17 protein-coding genes are annotated in these 18,005 nt (G+C 38.8%); 10 read left to right on the top strand and 7 right to left on the bottom strand.

Translation table 11 applies throughout. The annotated features are described in order from the left end of the window. Nucleotides 1-364 precede the first annotated feature (364 nt). The gene (locus CXF95_RS01385) at nucleotides 365-835 is read right to left on the bottom strand and encodes a hypothetical protein (protein ID WP_101197035.1); all 471 of its coding nucleotides are present in this window, start codon (nucleotides 833-835) and stop codon (nucleotides 365-367) included. A 38-nt stretch (nucleotides 836-873) separates the two neighbouring features. Further along, a complete protein-coding gene (locus CXF95_RS01380; protein ID WP_101197034.1) occupies nucleotides 874-1,302 on the bottom strand; it encodes a hypothetical protein in 429 nt (142 codons plus the stop codon). A gap of 1,308 nt (nucleotides 1,303-2,610) precedes the next feature. On the opposite strand from CXF95_RS01380, the gene CXF95_RS01370 reads away from it, so the two are divergent. Both CXF95_RS01370 and CXF95_RS29405 read left to right on the top strand, forming a co-directional pair. Beyond that, nucleotides 2,611-3,015, top strand: a complete 405-nt coding sequence (locus CXF95_RS01370; RefSeq protein ID WP_101197033.1) for a hypothetical protein — start codon at nucleotides 2,611-2,613, stop codon at nucleotides 3,013-3,015. Further along, nucleotides 3,016-3,165 carry a hypothetical protein gene (locus tag CXF95_RS29405; protein WP_157828031.1) on the top strand — a complete coding sequence of 50 codons (150 nt, stop codon included), beginning with the start codon at nucleotides 3,016-3,018 and terminating at the stop codon, nucleotides 3,163-3,165. A gap of 230 nt (nucleotides 3,166-3,395) precedes the next feature. Here CXF95_RS29405 and CXF95_RS29400 read toward each other — a convergent pair whose 3' ends face one another. Then, nucleotides 3,396-3,572 (bottom strand): hypothetical protein, encoded by a 177-nt coding sequence (locus CXF95_RS29400; protein WP_157828030.1) that lies wholly within the window; start codon nucleotides 3,570-3,572, stop codon nucleotides 3,396-3,398. Nucleotides 3,573-5,327: 1,755 nt separating this feature from the next. After that, complete coding sequence (locus CXF95_RS31300) at nucleotides 5,328-5,459, bottom strand: hypothetical protein (protein ID WP_157828029.1); 132 nt, start codon at nucleotides 5,457-5,459, stop codon at nucleotides 5,328-5,330. On the opposite strand from CXF95_RS31300, the gene CXF95_RS01360 reads away from it, so the two are divergent. The 4 genes from CXF95_RS01360 to CXF95_RS01345 all read left to right on the top strand — a co-directional run bounded on the left by CXF95_RS01360 (nucleotide 5,440) and on the right by CXF95_RS01345 (nucleotide 8,877). After that, entirely contained in the window at nucleotides 5,440-6,201 is a 762-nt protein-coding gene (locus CXF95_RS01360; RefSeq protein ID WP_157828028.1) for a hypothetical protein, read from the top strand. The two genes, CXF95_RS31300 and CXF95_RS01360, sit on opposite strands and share 20 nt — an antisense overlap. 236 nt (nucleotides 6,202-6,437) lie before the next feature. Next, entirely contained in the window at nucleotides 6,438-7,196 is a 759-nt protein-coding gene (locus CXF95_RS01355) for a hypothetical protein (RefSeq protein WP_101197030.1), read from the top strand. 429 nt (nucleotides 7,197-7,625) lie between these two features. Beyond that, nucleotides 7,626-8,204, top strand: coding sequence for a hypothetical protein (locus CXF95_RS01350; RefSeq protein ID WP_101197029.1), 579 nt, complete (start codon nucleotides 7,626-7,628; stop codon nucleotides 8,202-8,204). Nucleotides 8,205-8,304: 100 nt separating this feature from the next. Continuing rightward, a complete protein-coding gene (locus CXF95_RS01345) occupies nucleotides 8,305-8,877 on the top strand; it encodes a hypothetical protein (RefSeq protein WP_198556459.1) in 573 nt (190 codons plus the stop codon). A gap of 489 nt (nucleotides 8,878-9,366) precedes the next feature. On the opposite strand, the gene CXF95_RS01340 is transcribed toward CXF95_RS01345, so the two are convergent. The 3 genes from CXF95_RS01340 to CXF95_RS01330 form a co-directional block, all read right to left on the bottom strand. Then, on the bottom strand, nucleotides 9,367-9,849 hold the full coding sequence (locus CXF95_RS01340) for a hypothetical protein (RefSeq protein WP_101197028.1): 483 nt from the start codon (nucleotides 9,847-9,849) through the stop codon (nucleotides 9,367-9,369). Between the two features lie 629 nt (nucleotides 9,850-10,478). Beyond that, nucleotides 10,479-10,895 (bottom strand): hypothetical protein, encoded by a 417-nt coding sequence (locus tag CXF95_RS01335; RefSeq protein WP_101197027.1) that lies wholly within the window; start codon nucleotides 10,893-10,895, stop codon nucleotides 10,479-10,481. A gap of 59 nt (nucleotides 10,896-10,954) precedes the next feature. Continuing rightward, nucleotides 10,955-11,194 (bottom strand): hypothetical protein, encoded by a 240-nt coding sequence (locus tag CXF95_RS01330; RefSeq protein WP_101197026.1) that lies wholly within the window; start codon nucleotides 11,192-11,194, stop codon nucleotides 10,955-10,957. A 553-nt stretch (nucleotides 11,195-11,747) separates the two neighbouring features. Here CXF95_RS01330 and CXF95_RS01320 point away from each other — a divergent pair. The 4 genes from CXF95_RS01320 (at nucleotide 11,748) to CXF95_RS01305 (ending at nucleotide 18,002) form a co-directional block, all read left to right on the top strand. Continuing rightward, nucleotides 11,748-12,083, top strand: a complete 336-nt coding sequence (locus CXF95_RS01320) for a hypothetical protein (protein ID WP_101197024.1) — start codon at nucleotides 11,748-11,750, stop codon at nucleotides 12,081-12,083. A 183-nt stretch (nucleotides 12,084-12,266) separates the two neighbouring features. Further along, complete coding sequence (gene hsdR / locus CXF95_RS01315) at nucleotides 12,267-14,705, top strand: EcoAI/FtnUII family type I restriction enzme subunit R (protein WP_101197139.1); 2,439 nt, start codon at nucleotides 12,267-12,269, stop codon at nucleotides 14,703-14,705. 40 nt (nucleotides 14,706-14,745) lie between these two features. After that, nucleotides 14,746-16,212, top strand: a complete 1,467-nt coding sequence (locus tag CXF95_RS01310; RefSeq protein ID WP_101197023.1) for a type I restriction-modification system subunit M — start codon at nucleotides 14,746-14,748, stop codon at nucleotides 16,210-16,212. Next, entirely contained in the window at nucleotides 16,212-18,002 is a 1,791-nt protein-coding gene (locus tag CXF95_RS01305) for a restriction endonuclease subunit S (protein WP_101197022.1), read from the top strand. Before CXF95_RS01310 ends, CXF95_RS01305 begins: the two co-directional genes overlap by 1 nt. Nucleotides 18,003-18,005: the final 3 nt, after the last annotated feature.

The raw sequence follows: 18,005 nt of genomic DNA, 5'->3' as shown, positions 1-18,005 counted from the left end.
GACATCAATAGCTTATATGCTCAGGCGACCTGACTGACCGCTATCTCAGTCAATTTTCCGTAAGGTATGTTTGTGCACTACGTCCGGAGATCGCTCATTGGAGCCATTCGCTGAGCGTCGCAAATGTGCCATAAGCGGTCATAGCAGTGGCTCGATAAAACTGGTTTTGAGGATCTCGTTTGGTACCATTGCGGTCGTAGCGAGCTTTCGATTTAATCTTTGGATAAGAAAAAAAGCGGACGGTTGTTAACGCCGAAATCAGTTGCGGTTAAAAGCTTTGCGCAGTCGCTATCGAAGCAACACTTTTAACCCTCCACTGTATTACTTGGTTATGCCCACTTTAGAACAGTAGCGATTTCAAAGCTTATTGAATTTGTTCACTAAGTTTTCGATTATGTTTTTTAAAAAAATCTATAACTCCGCTTTGGTAGTTATCAACTATTTCTCGGAATTCATTTTGTTCAAATAAACTCAATTCAGAAAAGTTCTGTCCTGTTACGTTAAAACAAAAATCTTCTAATTGACTGTCCCACATCGCATATCCAGTTTGCTCGCCGGAATTATGGTAATAATCCCAGTAAAGTTGTTGGAAGTGGGTGTTAGCAATTCCAAATCGAGCCTTTGGATTTTCCGACTCCAATAACTGGAACATTGCAATGAACATTGAAATTTGGCAGACATTTCTTACCTTTATATATTTTTCTTTATCAATGTTGTACTTGTCGATCAATCTAGTTTCATTATCTGTCATTAATGAATTAATACAATATTCTTTAGCCTTTTGGCCAATTGTTCGATGTGGTGTAACATCAATAAGATCGCTAAAAAAACCCATAGCTCATTCCTTAAAAATCAAAATTAATACCCTTCCCATCAAAAGCTAACTATATTATTAAATACCTGACTTTGTAGTTTTTTAACTTCATTAATAAGATGTTCAATTGGTGGAAGTGATTGTTTTATTCGTCGGAGATACTCCAAACCCTTGTTTTTATATATGACAGAAAGCGCTCTTATTTCACCAAAATCACTCAATCCGTAATTCATCGCCTTATCAATTAGATTGCTTAAGTTATGGCCGATCATTTTTAAGTCATTCACTGCCAATCCTTGCTTAAACAGGTAGCTTTTTAATGATAGCTCCGCAGAATGGCCTACCAAATAATATGTGGCGACACTAAAACTAACTTTCGTCTTGGGAGCATCTTTCAAAACTATTGCAGCTTCAAGGAATTCATTTGACAAAGACCACAATGTGGCTTCATCTTGAGAACCATCACCTTCAGTATCGAATATCTCCAAATTTTTCTCCCGTGCAATCGTGGTAGAGGGGATATTACTGAGCCGACCCCACACAGATCCGGACGTGCGGAATTACCGCATCCGGCTCTTCAGTTATATATTCACCCGTGTAAATCACGTCCACTTTAATACCCAGTCAAGATCGATCACTCTTTTGCTAACGCTTAACCTCTGTATTTGGAAATACTCTAGCATCTTCGTGAAATTACTCCAGTTGTAACTTCGAAGGCCACTACGCAGGTTGATCCATTTGTAGAGACTATGCAGCACATAGTTTACAGCTTTCTCACACTGCGGCTGTTGTCGGGTAGTCCGAAGTGATTTCAAAACCCTGTCAGTTTACGTTTCTATTGCGGCAGCCAAATCGCAAGCTTCTGCGAGCGTTTAGCCTTAATGAAATGGTATAATTCACTTAGGCTGTCGTGTTGCTTTTTGCTGGCAGTTCGCCGCTGTAATCTCGGCTTACCTTTCACATCAACTCCCCAATAAAACGCAAAACCCAAGAAGTCAAACTGACGCTTGCGACTTGGATAGAATCGACTGAACCTTAACAGGCTAGTCTTTTCGGCGCAGTATCAAGTTTTAACTTCTTCAGCCGTTTATGCAGCAAGCTGTAAAATCGCTCAGTATCGTTGGCAAACTGAAACGCGCACACAAGTCGAGTAGCCCAAGGGAACCGCCATCTCATGCTTTCACAGAACCGCACTTGAACGTCTCCGCTCACCGGATCTTATTAATCAGCCTTCGAAGGGATCAGAGACGTTGATTTCATTATCTTTATATTTTTTAGCTATTATTTGTGAGGATAGCTCAGGATCGGCCATCGAAAGATCGATGAAGTCAGGGTAATTGAACAATGAATGACCGCTATGGAAATTATCTGATAATTAAACCAAAATCCGCTATAAGCGCAATGAGCGATCTCTTGTCAGTAGCTTTCAATTCAATCGTATGACCGCAATTCGCTCATTGGAGCCATTCGCTGACCGTCACAAATGTGCCAATTACGGTCATTCGCGGTAGCCGCTTTATTTAATCCTTTAAACCACAACGCTGTTATTCAATAGTCAAATATATGTTTCTGTAATACATCGGGTAAATTGAGAATATTACTCAGGGGTCTCAGTAATATTCATATCACATGGTATAAAATGTACACAAAAAGCTTTTTAACTCTTCGTTTGTGTGGCAAATTACTAAAAGTAAATATGTGTCGGCGTTGGGTGTTTCTGAGGCTTCTACATAATAAGTTAGTTGAACTAAGCCGCGTTAGGCTTTCATGCGTCACAACTAAGCAAGGAGTATAATGTGGGATTTTTTAGTAATATTTTTTCTCATGGTTTTGATGATCCTAAACCCATGACAAACGATCACCTTATTTCGGCTATTGCAGGACAAGCAGATTGGCTAGATAAAATGATAAAGTCACCTTTTCAAAGTCAGCAATCGCCCTCAATTATTAATTTAGCTTTAAAACGACGAAACTATGTTGCTCAACTTTGCCAAGAAGTAGTTGAGCGAGCTTATCAAAAGAAAGTTGATATTTATCCTGGCGCGACTAATCCTATAAATGTTTTTTCGGAAACAGCCGAATATGCAAAGCAACTCGAAAATTCAGGTGTTATTGAAAAATCGGCAAATGTTCAAGCGGTAAAAAAAATATTATTTGCTAATAACGGTGTGACATATTTAGCAGACTGGACGGTGGAATAAATGGTTTGGATAATAGGCATTATTTTGGGGGTATTACTTTCTTTTAAAATCCCCAATGCTCCTTTTTTAGGTGTTGTCATAATGGGTGTAATTATTGTTTGGTTTTCTGTTTTTATCGGTAAACTATTTGGCTTGGGTAAAAACGAATAACAAAGCCTAACAAGAGTTTTCCAGTCGGATAAATTACATTTGGCTTTTTGTTTGTACCTCACTTATTTTCCCCTTTAGAGCGGTAGGTTAATCAAAAACCCAATATCCCCAATGTCCGTTTTTCGCTCGAAGGAGCCAGATGGATCAACAAATATAACGTCAAATTCATATGCCAATAATTTAAACAACATGAAAACACTGATCGTCCGCTTACATTGGTAATGCTAAAATCAGTTTAACTGAAGTGACTCCGAATGGTGGGCATTGGCACAAACTTCACCGTCAGGTTTAACGCTCGACTGACCGCTTTTAGGCTCCAAAGAGCCATTTATTTTATTCTGTTCAGCTGCTTTACCATTCGGCCATAAATCAATAGGGCAATTGTCGTTTACTAATTGACCTATCATGAGAATTGTATCTTCCTCTCCATGCCAATATTGGTGACAGAGCAAAACAAAAAGTTCTTTTTCTGAACCCGTTAACAAATTAAGTTTTTATTAGCAAGGAATGTTCACGGGAACCACTCATCATGTTTCCCAAGAAACCAAAATCAGTCCTTAATGTTCTGAAGATGATTTCTTGTGATGCATCAAATCAACCTAACTTACTCAAGGACAGGTAGTCTGACAGAGAGGGAAAAGGCTATGGTGGAGGTGCCACCATCCCTGGTAGCGAGGACATAAACTTTAGATTAATATAAGGTGTATGAGACGTTAATTTTTAGCCATTTTTACGAGGTATTGCTCATTTTGTTATTTTCAATTTCAATTATTTTGCTAACATTAATGGTAATTCTTACTTACCGTTTTTTACCTCGCATGCTCGTCAACAGCTATAGCAAGTCAGTCATTGAACCGTTAAATCGATCCCATTCTAAAAAAATCTAAACAACGAAAACTCAAGTAACTTCAAACCAGAAGGTTCTATGCGCCCAAAATCAGTTTCTAAGAAGTACCTCTTCATACCTAGGTAAATCTTCCAGAAAATTCCAATATTTATTAGAGCAAAGATACTATTCTTATCTTCAAACTTGTCTAAATTAGTGACTAATAATGCTGATAAGCAGAAAACGCTAATAATAGTTAGTATCAAAAGTACAATATTTATCGCTGTCTTTTCACTCATAATGTTTGATGATTGCTGTTCTTTTAAAATACATTAATGATTGAGTTTCAAAATTCAACAATTATTTTAAACGTACAGACAAGAGATAGTGCCGACCAAAACATAATTTTGGCAGCACTGTGTCTTTTGATTTCCCTTCGCTCATTCGCTATCTAAACTAAATCATATTTTGTTTTCTCCTGTTTTGTTATTAAGTTGGCATGTGTCAGCGTGTAATCAGAGTAACCTTAATTTACAGCGAATGAGCAATGATGCTGACTTGTACCTGCTTGAAAAAAAGATGTTTGCCGTGGCCTTTGGCATGCCTCTTTTTTATTTTTAAAGCACAATCAATTTAACAAATAAATTTTTATTTCAATAACGCGGATTATGCTAGCTTTTGCTTTTTTGCTGACTAGCAATCAGCACTTGTCAGCATGACAATGTGCAAAAAGAGCGTTTGTGAAACAAACTAATAAGCCGCGTAACTGATGAAAAATGAAATTTTTTAGCAGTGAAGCCAGGCTCAAACGCACGCACGTGCTATGCGCTAAATTGTTTTTGCCTTAGCAAAAATTTGATGTGAAGTTGGCACAACTTTGCATTAAACCTGTCATTTTCGGTAGAAAATACTTCGTCAGCAAAAGCTGAAATAGACTGTTTGAAAAACGTCTATGTCGAAAGGCATATTTGGCGCATAGTACGTGCGCAGCGGAGTATGAGCCTGTAAGGCTTGAAACGTTAGAGTCGATAGACTCGTTTAGCCAGCTCGTCACGAACGTGACAATAGAGCAGGCGGGCGTTTCAAGCCGTTAAGGAATTTGCGAAGCATCTTCCTTATTCGCTTTTAAGTCTCGGTATTACTCTGGTATTTGCTGTCGTCACAAAATGAATAGTCAAGCGACACTTAAACCGATAGCTTACAAGGCTCATCAACCTCATTTATTCGCATCATACGCTCATACCTAATGTATCGCATGAACAAACTTAGACGGATATATGATGAATAATCAAAGTAACACAATCAGGAATACTCAATTCAATAACAAAAGTGATACTCAAAAACACTTAGCCAGCTCAGGTTTTAATACTGATATTTTTGAACGGTATCTCTCAATTTCTATGTGGTATGAAGCGGGATTAAATAACGTCGAAATTGGCAAGGCAAGAATGAAAATGACGATACTCATAGCCGTTCGTTTTAACTTAGTATCACCTACCATTCTGTCAGAACTTTACAGTATTTCACTTCGCCAAGCTAAAGAGCATTTAAATAAGCTAGTCAAACAAAAACTGTTGCAAAGGATTGCCACCCATCGCTCGGTCGATGGATGTGTATACATTTGTGATAGGCAGGGTGCGAAATGGGCCGAAGAACACATGTCAGTCACGGTGCCTTTCAAGCGCTATAAACACCCTGAAATGGCAATTAATCAAAACAACATTATGCATGATTTAATAAATGTGTTTTTGATGTTGAGGCTCTTACATGAAACCTCACTAAAGGATGAAAACTATTATCAATATAGAGGTTTGATGACAGAAGTTGAACTAAAAAGACATTTAGCAACAACAAATATACGTATTGCTGATGGCTTGTTAGCTCAACCAACTAACGAGGGGGATATTAACATCGCCCTGGAAGTTGAGCACGCCTATAAAAATCCTCAATACAAAGAAAAAATCCTCTTGAGACAATTAAATGGCATCAAAAGTGGAGTGTTCGACAAGATATTTATTGCATCACAAAAGCATGAAATTCTGGAAGATATTAAGCGCACAAATATTGAGCTACTCGAAACCATGCCAACCCGCTACAACAAGAAAGCCAGGCAGCCGCTGATGACAGAATCTGATGCTGAGTTATTACGAAATGCAATTGTCTACAGAACAAAATATTGTGATGATTTACGAAAGCTATTTTATAGTTGATGATATATGAGATTAAGTAGTTCACAAACTAACTGACTTAATTTTACAAGCCTCTTTGGCTGATTTAACTTATATCACCAATACGAAGGACGGTTGAGAGCGAATTGGAGGCTCAAATTAAACGGTGTGAATGAGAGTTTGTATTCAAAAATGCTCGTTTTGCCTTAGGTGAGTTTCTTGTCTACTATTCAAGTTAAAACTAAACAAGTATTAAATACATAAAGCAAGGAGGCGTCGTGAAAATTCCACTATCTGTTATGCGTTATTGGCCTGTTATTTTTCTTTTAGTGTCAATAGCTTTGATATTTATCTCTCAATATTCACCTAAATTGATTTCTCCTGAGGAGCCAGATCTAAAGGCGGTCTACGTGCTCGTTCTTGCTTTCACCTCATCAACTATAGCAATATTATTGATCTTAATTTCCATAAACAGCACAGTTAATGACGATATAGAAAAGCGAGTTGATGAGGCTGTTCAAAAGGAACGAGAAGAGGCTCAAAAAGTAACGTGCAAGATTGGGCAAGCCTCAAAAGTGTCTAAGACTATTTCAGATAAATTTTCTGTAGCAAGCCAAATCACCAATACTTACTTCGCAAATATTTCATTTTATACAGTTGAAGCTGACGAACTGATCGCTGATAAAATTGTAAAATTTGTTAAAAGAGGAGGAATATTTCATGATTACTCAACACCTGCTACAAAACACCGTCAATTAAATATTCTAGAAAAGCTCTCAGAAGAAAAAAGTAAAGGCAGTTATAGAGCTTACTGCTTTGAGGGAGGATCAATTGATGTCACCCCAGTTAACTTTATCCTTATTGATTATGAAGACATCACAAATGAACCATCAGAAGTGTATTTTGGGTGGGGGATGTGGGGACGGGGAAAGGATGAAGATGTTATAAAAAGTTCCTCTCAAGATATAACAGGGTTTTTTCGGGGGCTAACTGATAGTTTTAATGCGGCTGAAGAGGTAACGCTAACCAAGATATAGTCTTTATATTAAAAGTACGATTTTTAGTTTTGCCTAGAGTGTTTAATTTAGATGACTCAAATGACTATGAATGGCAAATAACTCTAGTTCAAAGTCAGTTGAACGCTATCATTAAGAAAGATTTTGGTTAAGTGCTGACTTTTACTATTACTTATCAAGAACGTTTACCAGTGCACCCATCTCTCTGGACACACTGATAACTATACACCATGCGCTCCGCACGACTCATATTCTCAATATTTACTCGACAATAAATGTCGAAAAAGCAGCTGGAATATCACAAATTAGAGAACGCTTTATTACGTAATAACTTCCTTATAGCTACTAAAACTAATTAGTCACCTGCTAGGGGAATTTGTAAAAATTTCTTTTGACTTCGTGTTTTTTATTATTAAATTAAGATGTTCGTTAAATATCGAGGTATAAAAAATGGACATCTACTACAGCAATCTACACAAAAAAATTCAGGCAAATAAACCCTCACGCTTTGAGCACATTGCAGCAGTTATTTTAAAAATAATAATACTCGCATCTGTCACGGCGATGTTCTTCATAAATAGTAATTTTATATTTGGTACTTTGTTTGCAATATTCACGTATAAATATAGCTTTTATGGTTTATTCATCAAACAACCAGCCGAATCCAAACCTTACCCATATGTTGGAGGTTCAGCGTGGAATGCATCTAAAAGCGCTAGTATTCAAATTGAAAAGCAAAAAAGAAGAAGCAAAAATATATCTACAAGTTACCGATTTGGCAATCCTGCAAATTCGACTGTGCAAGTATCCAGTTTTAATAATGAGGAAAGTGATTTCAGTATAACGGGTATTAGTTACACCAATATCGGTACTAGTATAAACCCAGCTAACGGGTTACCGATGGTTGGCGTTGTTGACGTTGATGGCAATCCATATGGCGTCGACAATAGTGATTTAGATGCTTTCACACCTTTTGATAATGATCATTTCAATGGCGACTCTTTTGGAATTGACGATCATTCGAATTAATTTTCGGATGAATTTTAATTTACTAATATGAAAAGTGGGGCAAGACAAGTGAGTACATTAGAACTTTGTTTTGCCAATATTTTTAAATGAAGGGATTGACATGAAAAGAGATGATTTTGACTCTCATGAGGCGTTTATCAACGCATTAAAAAAGGAGGCACGAAAGCTCGGGTATACTAGTTTTGAAGGGTTACCGATGTACAAAGGCGAAATCATACCAAAAGGTAAACTCGCCTTTGACTTTAGTTACGATGTCTTAAGCCTGTCGTTTGAGAGATTGTGTGAAATTCAAAACGAGCCTGGACTTTATCAAATTCACACCTTCGATGGCGTGCCTCTGAAAGTCGGCATAGCCAAGAATTTACACCGCAGACTGAATCAACACTTTAAATCGTTACAGCGGAGACTAAAACCCAAAACAACTGGTGAAATTAATCATCCAAGTCACCTCATCTCAAAGCAATCTATTTTGGCGAAACACATGTTTTTCGACAACACGCTTACCACTGATTACGATTTAAAAACCGAAAGCGGAAGGCATGAATTTTTAAAGCAGGAAACCTATTTACTCATCACCTACACCCCAGACAGAGAAGAAGCCAAACGTATCGAAGAAATTGCTGAAGGTTCTGATATTTGGCGTTACAAGGGGAGGGTTAGGGTAATCGATTGATGTGTAGTAGCTCAGAACTCAATCTGCCATTTGCAAATAATAAAGCGAGAATAACTCTGAAAGTCACTCATAACGGAATGTGGAGTGGCGGCTCTTCTTCCGCAATTACAAATTATGTGCATCTAAAAAGTTAATCTGGTAAGTTGAATTATTTGAGGGTTTTTCTATCTTCAAGAACCATTTATTCGTTATTCCTATTTCCCACTCCCCATGTAAAAGTTTGATATGTTTAGATATAATCTTACATTTCCGAATTAATAATTTTTTGTTTAGAGAAGTCAAAAATTGATAAATAATTTTTCCGCTCTTTGAAACTTGCACCTGAAAGGTATATTAAAAATTTATTCAACTGTTTAAATATTAGGATAAGATTTTATGTTGCTGAATTTATTTTGCACTCCTTTAAATTAATATTTAACTAATCATTCGTTTCTCGCGAAGGATTGATTTTGTCGCGCATTGTTGTTTAGCGTTTTGAGATTGGTCTTTTTATTTGAAAGATTGACCGTTATAGAATATTTCCGAAACATTCTCGTTCTGTTCAAGTTCGGGTAATTCTACTTTTTCAAAAACCGTATTCGCATAGGCTCCGGTAGTAAATTTATGTTTATAATCAGCTAAAGGACGGTCTTTTATAAGTCTAGTCGGTCCGAACACGTGGACTTTTCCTTTTGCAGCTCTTGCTAGTCTCCATGATAGTTCCCACCATATTTCCTCAAAATCAGACCACGGTCGATTGTGCACTGTAATTGAAGACCATAGAAACCGACCTTCTTTTGTTGTATTTACAATCTCGTCGAGCCTTTTATACTTTGAATTGTTGCTCACAAACTGTTTGGCCAGTTTTGCACCTTCGTCTTCTGCATAGAACACGATACTGTCTGGGGACGTGATTAAAGAGATCTCACTTGCCAGCTTTAAAAGAGACTTGTCCGTTGTAAATCGAATTCTATCTTTAGGGTGTCCTGCCATATCTTTTACTCTCCCTGATTCTTGAATGATAAGCTAACAGTTAATGACTCAGAGTAATCAGTGACGCTTCAACTTCTACCCACTTGAAATTCACTAATCTTCAAAATAAGCAATGAGTTAGTAAGCTTTTATTCACAGAAAAACTGACTTTCGATGAGAGCATTCCTGAGAATTATAGTAATCGTTAATTTATTTGAGCCTATGAGTCTTGTCGTTACGTTTTTTTCACTTCGTCATCATTATTATCTTTTAGCAACTCAACCCGCTTCATCATTAAAACTTTAGGTGGCTGATATGTGCTTATCAAACAACCCCTAACATCGACTAGATAACTATGAAATTATAGTTAAAAAATGTTCAACTAACTTGAATCAATAAAGTGAAAAACAAGGACGTGGTTCCACCATGGGCAGAAATAATCAACTTTTGTTTTTTGGCAAACAAAGTAGAGCAAGCTTTTCAGATTTGGCAAAAACATCCTGAAGACCCTTTATGTCAAAAGCAATATGAAATGGCAAAAGCTAAATTAGATTGTGAAATAAAAAATATAAGGACATCTCATATTTGAAACATCCCTACTGATTTTCGCAATAAAAAAGCGAACCCTGCGGTTCGCTCAAAATTTGCCGTTAAGCATCACAAATTTTCTCAAGCCAATACTTCTCAGCCGCATTAAAATAAATGTCGGGCGGAAGAAGAAACGTTTTCAAAAAGTCATCTCTGAAGAGTTCACAAAATACAGATATTTCTTCTATGTGCAGTAGAAGAAAAGCATACATTTCAACACTTCCACCTTCGAGATATTTAGAATCAAACTGTTCGCTATTCTCCGCTAATAGTTGTTTACTAATGCTAATTCCACATATTTGGCCTGACGATCCAAGGTGAACGTATATGTAACGTTCATACCCCAATATAACTTCTCCATCTTCGGTCTTTTGTGCATGGGCTAACCAAGTAATCGTCCTATGGTCGTTCCAGGGGCTTTTGCTGCTTCTAGAGTAAACTTTATAGAACTGGCTCTTTTTTGTGTTTGTGTCGCTCATTATTTATCCTCGATTATATTTTTATGGCTTCGAAAATAAGTAAGAGCGACAGCAGCAAATTATGCGCGGTCAAAGAGTTTATCAATAAACTTTCTGGCCGCTTTTTGATGATATTGATTATCCACCTCATCGCAAAAAGCAAAAAATATCTGATCTTCAAAATGTTCTCTATTTGTGAAAAAGTTATACTGGTGCTGATCATTATTTTCAGCTTCAATCATTACCGCTTCGTTTAAAATCGAGACTGCATGTACAATTGCTTCCCGCTTTTTCAAGAATATTTCTTGTTCATTTTTCATGTATTTTACCTTCTTTAATTATTGAACTCTTAAGTAAGTCGGGTGTGGGGGGAAAGTAGGAAGGTGTTGCTAATAGTTATCAATCTATATGAGAAAACAAAAAAAAGCGCTCTAATGAGCGCTAAAAGTTAATTCTTATGTTTTCTCGTCAAACTTCAATGTTATGAATAGTAGTTTCAAGCAAACAAATAGAATCAACAACATAAGTGTATCCATGTCGGTCAAACCAGTTTGTTTTTGATGTGGTATATCAAAGATAAATCCAAGCACCAATAAACACAGAAACAACAACTTCAAAGTCTCTACTAAATCTAAGAGAAATTGCTTTAAGAACCATATAAATTTGTGGTCAACTTTATTTTTTTTCATATCTCACCTCTTTTTGAATTGTTAAATGTCTTCAAATTTAGATAAGCGCAGGCCGTGCGAAATTTGGCGCGATTTTGATGAGAATTGGATAATAGATTTTTACTTAACCAAGTTACGAGAACCGACTGAATTTCCATTTCGGAGTCCTAAGTAAGTTTGAGGTCAACTTAAATAAGGACAAAAAATGAAAGATGAAGTGTTGAGTCAATATGATAATTACGATGATGAAAATGAATGTTTTGTGCTGTTTGAGGCATCCAACGAGCTAATTGTTTTGCACAGAAATATGCGTAAACAAGCAGAGTGTATTGTCATGACTCAAAGTCTCATGGATAAAGTATATCCTTGTAAAAAGCATTGGTGTTTGATGGTTGAATATCACTACATTCTGCCTCATCGTGCAAAAATCAAAAAGTACCTAGTGGAGCAAGAAAACATGAAGCTATTCAATGCATTCTTTAAAATGTCTATTGAGGAGTTTTTTGAAATGATCGCTCAACCCGCGCTGAAGTGCGTATAACCTTTAGCCAGCTGTCAAAGCTGGCTTTTTCATTTCTAACATATTGAAAAGCAGTGACAAATTATTACCCCAATGCTATGTTGGAATTTCATTGATGCTTGACCAAACTGACATTTAAACTGGTAAATGAGTGGTAACTAGTCAGAACTCATCACTTGGAATAAGGACATGAGCAGATACAGTATGAGTTCAATCAATAAAAAAGCGCTAAGCGAAACCGACATCATCAGCAAATTTATCATGCCTGCCATTAAAGATGCGGGCTGGGATGATATGTACCAAATCCGTCAGGAGGTAAAACTTCGTGATGGTAAAGTAGTGGTGCGAGGTATGGCTGCGGCACGGATGAAGGTTAAGTCTGCTGATATCGTGCTGTATCACAAGCCATCTATGCCCCTTGCTGTCATTGAAGCCAAATCTAACAAAGCTGGTGAGGGCAGTGGCATGCAACAAGCGTTGGACTATGCCCGTTTATTAGATGTGCCTTTTGTTTTTACCTCTAATGGCGATGGTTTTAATTTTCATGACAAGACAAACCTAGAACAAAGAGAACGGATAATTACCTTGGGTGAATTCCCCAGCCCTCAAGAGCTTTGGGTTAAGTTTTGCGCCTATAAAGGTTATACCGCACAGCAACTGCCGATTATTACTCAAGATTATTATGATGATGGTAGCGGTAAAGCGCCGCGTTATTACCAAATACAAGCTATTAATAAAACACTGGAAGCCGTATCAAAAGGGCAAAACCGTGTGCTGCTAGTAATGGCAACCGGAACCGGTAAAACCTATACCGCCTTTCAAATTATCTGGCGATTATGGAAGGCTAAAGCTAAAAAACGCATTCTATTTCTAGCCGACCGAAACGTATTAATTGATCAAACCCGTATCAATGATTTTCAGCCCTTTGGCCAGGCTATGACCAAAATCAAAGGCCGTCATGTTGATCCTGCCTACGAAATTCACCTTGCGCTCTATCAAGCATTAACTGGCCCCGAAGAATCACAAAAAGCGTACAAGCAAGTCGACCCTGACTTCTTTGATTTAATCATCATTGACGAGTGCCATCGTGGCAGTGCAGCCGATGACAGCGCCTGGCGTGAAATCCTCGAATACTTCAGTGCCGCCACTCAAATTGGTTTAACCGCTACTCCAAAAGAAACCGAAGAAGTCTCTAACACCGATTATTTTGGTGACCCCGCTTATATGTATTCGTTAAAAGAAGGCATCGAAGACGGATTTCTAGCGCCCTATAAAGTGGTGCGGGTAGACATTGACCTAGACTTACAAGGCTGGCGACCCACCAAGGGACAGGTAGATAAAAAAGGCAATCTGATTGACGACCGCATCTACAACCAAAAAGACTTTGACCGTACTATGGTCATCGATGAGCGTACACAATTAGTCGCCGAAACCATCACCAACTACCTAAAGCGTACAGGTGAGATGGATAAGACCATAGTATTTTGTAACGACATCGATCATGCAGATCGTATGCGCCGTGCACTGATTAACTGTAACCCCGAGCAATACGCCAAAAACGAAAAATACGTGATGAAGATCACCGGTGATGATGAATTGGGCAAAGCGCAACTCGACAACTTCATTAACCCTAAACGCGCCTATCCGGTTATCGCCACCACATCTGAGTTAATGTCTACAGGCGTCGATGCAAAAACCTGCAAGTTAGTCGTGCTCGATCAGTCCATTCAATCCATGACCAAATTTAAACAAATCATTGGCCGTGGCACCCGTATCGACGACAAATACAACAAACTTTGGTTCACCATATTAGACTTCAAAAAAGCCACCGAGTTGTTTGCCGATGAAGCATTCGACGGTGTGCCCGAAAAAGTCATTGTGAGCAAACCCGAAGAGATAAACGATCCTGAGTCTGACTTTGATGAAAAGATGCAAGGTGAGGAAAACGAGCAACAAACAGACTCAAGCAGTGATGCAGCAGACTTCCCTGACTCCGCTTTTGACGATGGCAACCATCTACCCGAAGGTGAAATGGGTGGCGACTGGCAAGACGAAGAAAAAGTCCATAAGTATCACGTCAAAGGCGTCAAAGTGCTCAAAGTTGCCGAGCGTGTGCAGTATTACGATACCGACGGCAAATTAGTCACCGAATCCTTTAAAGATTACACCCGCAAAACCCTCAACAAACAATTCGCCACCCTCGATGCCTTTGTGCGCAAGTGGAACGAAGCCGAACGCAAACAAAGCATTATTGATGAAATGGCCGACGAAGGCATTATCTGGGATGCACTAGAGCAAGAAGTCGGAAAAGATCTTGACCCTTTTGATATGATCTGCCACGTAGTATTTGACCAACCAGCCCTTACCCGTAAAGAACGGGCAAACAACGTCAAAAAGCGCAATTACTTCACCCAGTATTCAGAGCAAGCACAAAGCGTATTAAACAGCCTGCTAGAAAAATACGCTGATGCCGGTGTGAGCGAATTAGAAAACCTGCAAACCATTAAGGTTTACCCTTTTACTGAGATAGGTTCGTTTAAAGAAATTCTAAAAAACGGCTTCGGTGGCCGCCAACAATACGACCAAGCCATTACCGAGCTTGAGGCCGCTATATATAATCCTTTGCCGGAAAAATCCGCTTAAGCACTAACACCTAAGCACTAAAATAAGAGACTTTTATAAGATGTCAGTCAGTTCCGTAATTAAATCCATTCAAGACATTATGCGCAAAGACGCCGGCGTAGACGGTGATGCACAACGCCTAGGCCAAATGTCATGGTTATTATTTCTAAAGATATTCGATGCCCAAGAAGAAGACCTTGAGCTTGAGCTAGACAACTACCGCGCCCCCATCCCAGAAGAGTTTTTATGGCGCAACTGGGCAAGTGATGCCGAAGGCATAACCGGTGATGAATTACTGGATTTCGTAAATGACGAACTTTTTGACAAGCTCAAAAACCTGACTGCTCCTATTGATAAAAATCCCCGTGGTTTTGTGGTGCGCGAAGCCTTCAGTGATGCCTTCAATTACATGAAAAACGGCACACTGCTGCGCCAAGTGATCAACAAACTTAACGAAGTGGACTTTGGCGATTCAAAAGAGCGCCACCTCTTTGGTGATATCTACGAACAAATTTTACGTGACTTACAAAGCGCCGGTAACGCCGGTGAGTTCTATACTCCACGGGCTGTCACCCGCTTTATAATCGATCGTCTCGACCCTAAACTAGGCGAACAAGTGTTTGACCCCGCCTGTGGCACAGGTGGCTTTTTGGCCTGTTCTGTCGACCACATTAAAGACAATTATGTAAAAACCGGCAGCGATCACCAAACCCTGCAAACTCAAATTCACGGCGTTGAAAAAAAGCAGTTACCTCATTTACTCTGTACCACCAACATGATGCTCCACGGCATCGAAGTGCCGGTGCAGGTTAAACACGGCAATACCCTAAATAAGCCATTATCTTCGTGGGACAGCACCTTTGATGTTATCGCCACCAATCCGCCATTTGGTGGCACCGAAGAAGACGGCATCGAGAAAAACTTCCCATCAGACATGCAAACCCGCGAAACCGCCGATTTGTTTTTGCAGTTGATTATCGAAGTGCTCAAAGACGGTGGACGTGCCGCTGTGGTATTGCCCGATGGCACTTTGTTTGGTGAAGGCGTAAAAACCAAAATTAAAAAAATGCTGCTAGAGGAATGTAACTTACACACCATCATACGTTTACCCAATGGTGTGTTTGCCCCCTATACCGGCATAAAAACCAATATCCTGTTTTTCACCAAAGGCACACCAACCAAAAACATTTGGTTTTACGAACACCCATACCCAGATGGCGTAAAAAACTACAATAAAACCAAACCCATGAAGTTTGAAGAATTCAAAACCGAAAACGCATGGTGGGGCAACGAGCAAGACGGCTTTGCCAGCCGAACAGAATCCGAACAAGCCTGGCAGGTGAGTATTGAAGACATCATTGCTCGTAACTTTAATCTCGACATTAAAAACCCCCATGTGGGCGAGCAAATTAATCACGATCCACAAGAGCTACTAAGTCAATATGCAAGCCAGCAGCAAGACATTCAAAAACTGCGCGACCAACTTAAAGGCATACTGGCCGATGCACTAAGTACAGGTGTCAAATAATGGCAGTTGAAAACTTAATCACAGAACATCTGGATATCTGGACTTCAGCCATCAAAACCAAATCCGCAGCGGGGCGGGGTAGTTCGAAAAAGCTGGAATTAGTGGGCGTTAAAAAGCTACGTGAGTTGATTTTGGAATTGGCATTTTGTGGAAAGCTCGTACCAAACGATATTAATTATTGTGTTCATGATGATATTTTAAACAATATGGCAGCGGAAAAAGAGCACTTTCATAATAAAAAAAATGTCCGATTACAAAAATTTAAAACTATTACAGAAAAATTTGAATTACCCCCTATTCCTAAAAGTTGGAAGTCGGTTTATTTTGATGAGGTCATAACTTACATTACCGATTTTCAAGCCAATGGTAGCTTCTCTACTCTTAAACAAAATGTTACCTACTATGATGAGAAAAACTACGCTTTGTTGGTGCGTTTAACCGATTTAAGGCATGGACTAAGTGATTCAAGAAGTTTTAAATATACAGATAAAAAAGGGTTTGATTTCTTATCAAAATCCTCTATCGAAGGCGGTGAGTTTGTTGTTGCTAATGTTGGGGCAGGTGTAGGAACAACACTTGAAGTTCCGAATATTGATATGCCAGCTACATTAGCTCCTAACATGTTCATGATTGTTTTAAGTAAATTAATAGCAAAACGCTATTTTCTATATTATTCGCAATCACCGGTATACAAGCGATATATCGAATTGGTCAACGCAGGAACCGGTCAACCAAAAATTAATAAAACAGAATACAAAAATTGTAAACTACCTTTACCATCGACGGAAGAACAACACCGTATCGTCGCCAAAGTCGACGAGTTAATGGCTTTATGTGACCAGCTGGAAGCGCAAACCGAATCCAGTATCGACGCCCATAAAACACTGGTGGAAGTGCTACTGGCAACCCTCACCGATGCCAAAGACGCCAACGAACTCAACGACAGCTGGCAAAGACTTAGCCAACACTTCGACGTGTTATTCACCACCCAAGCCAGCATCGACCAACTAAAACAAACTATCCTACAACTCGCAGTAATGGGCAAACTCGTCAAACAAGACCCCAAAGACGAACCCGCATCCAAACTACTAGAACGCATCGCCACCGAAAAACAACAACTCATCAAAGACGGCAAAATCAAAAAACAAAAGCCGCTTCCGTCAATAACAGACGAAGAAAAACCGTTTGAACTGCCTGATGGGTGGGAATTTAGTTGTTTACAAGATATTACTTTATTAATAACAGATGGAAAGCACGGCGATTGTAATAATTTGGAGAATTCTGGCTACTTTTTCTTGTCTGCAAAAGACATTAAAAACGGAAAGTTAGTGTATGACAATGCTAGGCAAATAGAATCTTCTGAATTTGCAGAGGTTCACCAACGAACTAATTTGGAACATGGTGATATCTGTATGGTAAATACTGGAGCTACGGTTGGAAAAATGGCAATAGTGGAAGATATTCAATTTACGAGAAAAACTACATTTCAAAAAAGTGTTGCTGTAATCAAAGTAGCAAAATTAAATATCAATAATAGATACGCTGCTTTGTTTCTTCAGTCTGAAACGCGGAATTTTTTAAAAAAGTCGGGAGGGAGTGCGATAAACAATCTACTTCTGGGGGATTTAAAAAAGAAAATTACGCCAGTTCCCCCACTAATTGAACAACATCGAATAGTCGCCAAAGTTGATGAGCTAATGACCTTATGCGACTCACTTAAAGCCAATCTAAGACAAGCCCAAATCACCCAACTTCACCTCACCGATGCCATTGTGGAACAAACATTATAAGGA

Source organism: Paraglaciecola sp. MB-3u-78, from assembly GCF_002835935.1.
In the GTDB taxonomy this organism is placed as follows: domain Bacteria; phylum Pseudomonadota; class Gammaproteobacteria; order Enterobacterales; family Alteromonadaceae; genus Paraglaciecola.
Note: the sequence above shows the minus strand (reverse complement) of the source record. Positions and strands in the feature narration are given on the sequence as shown.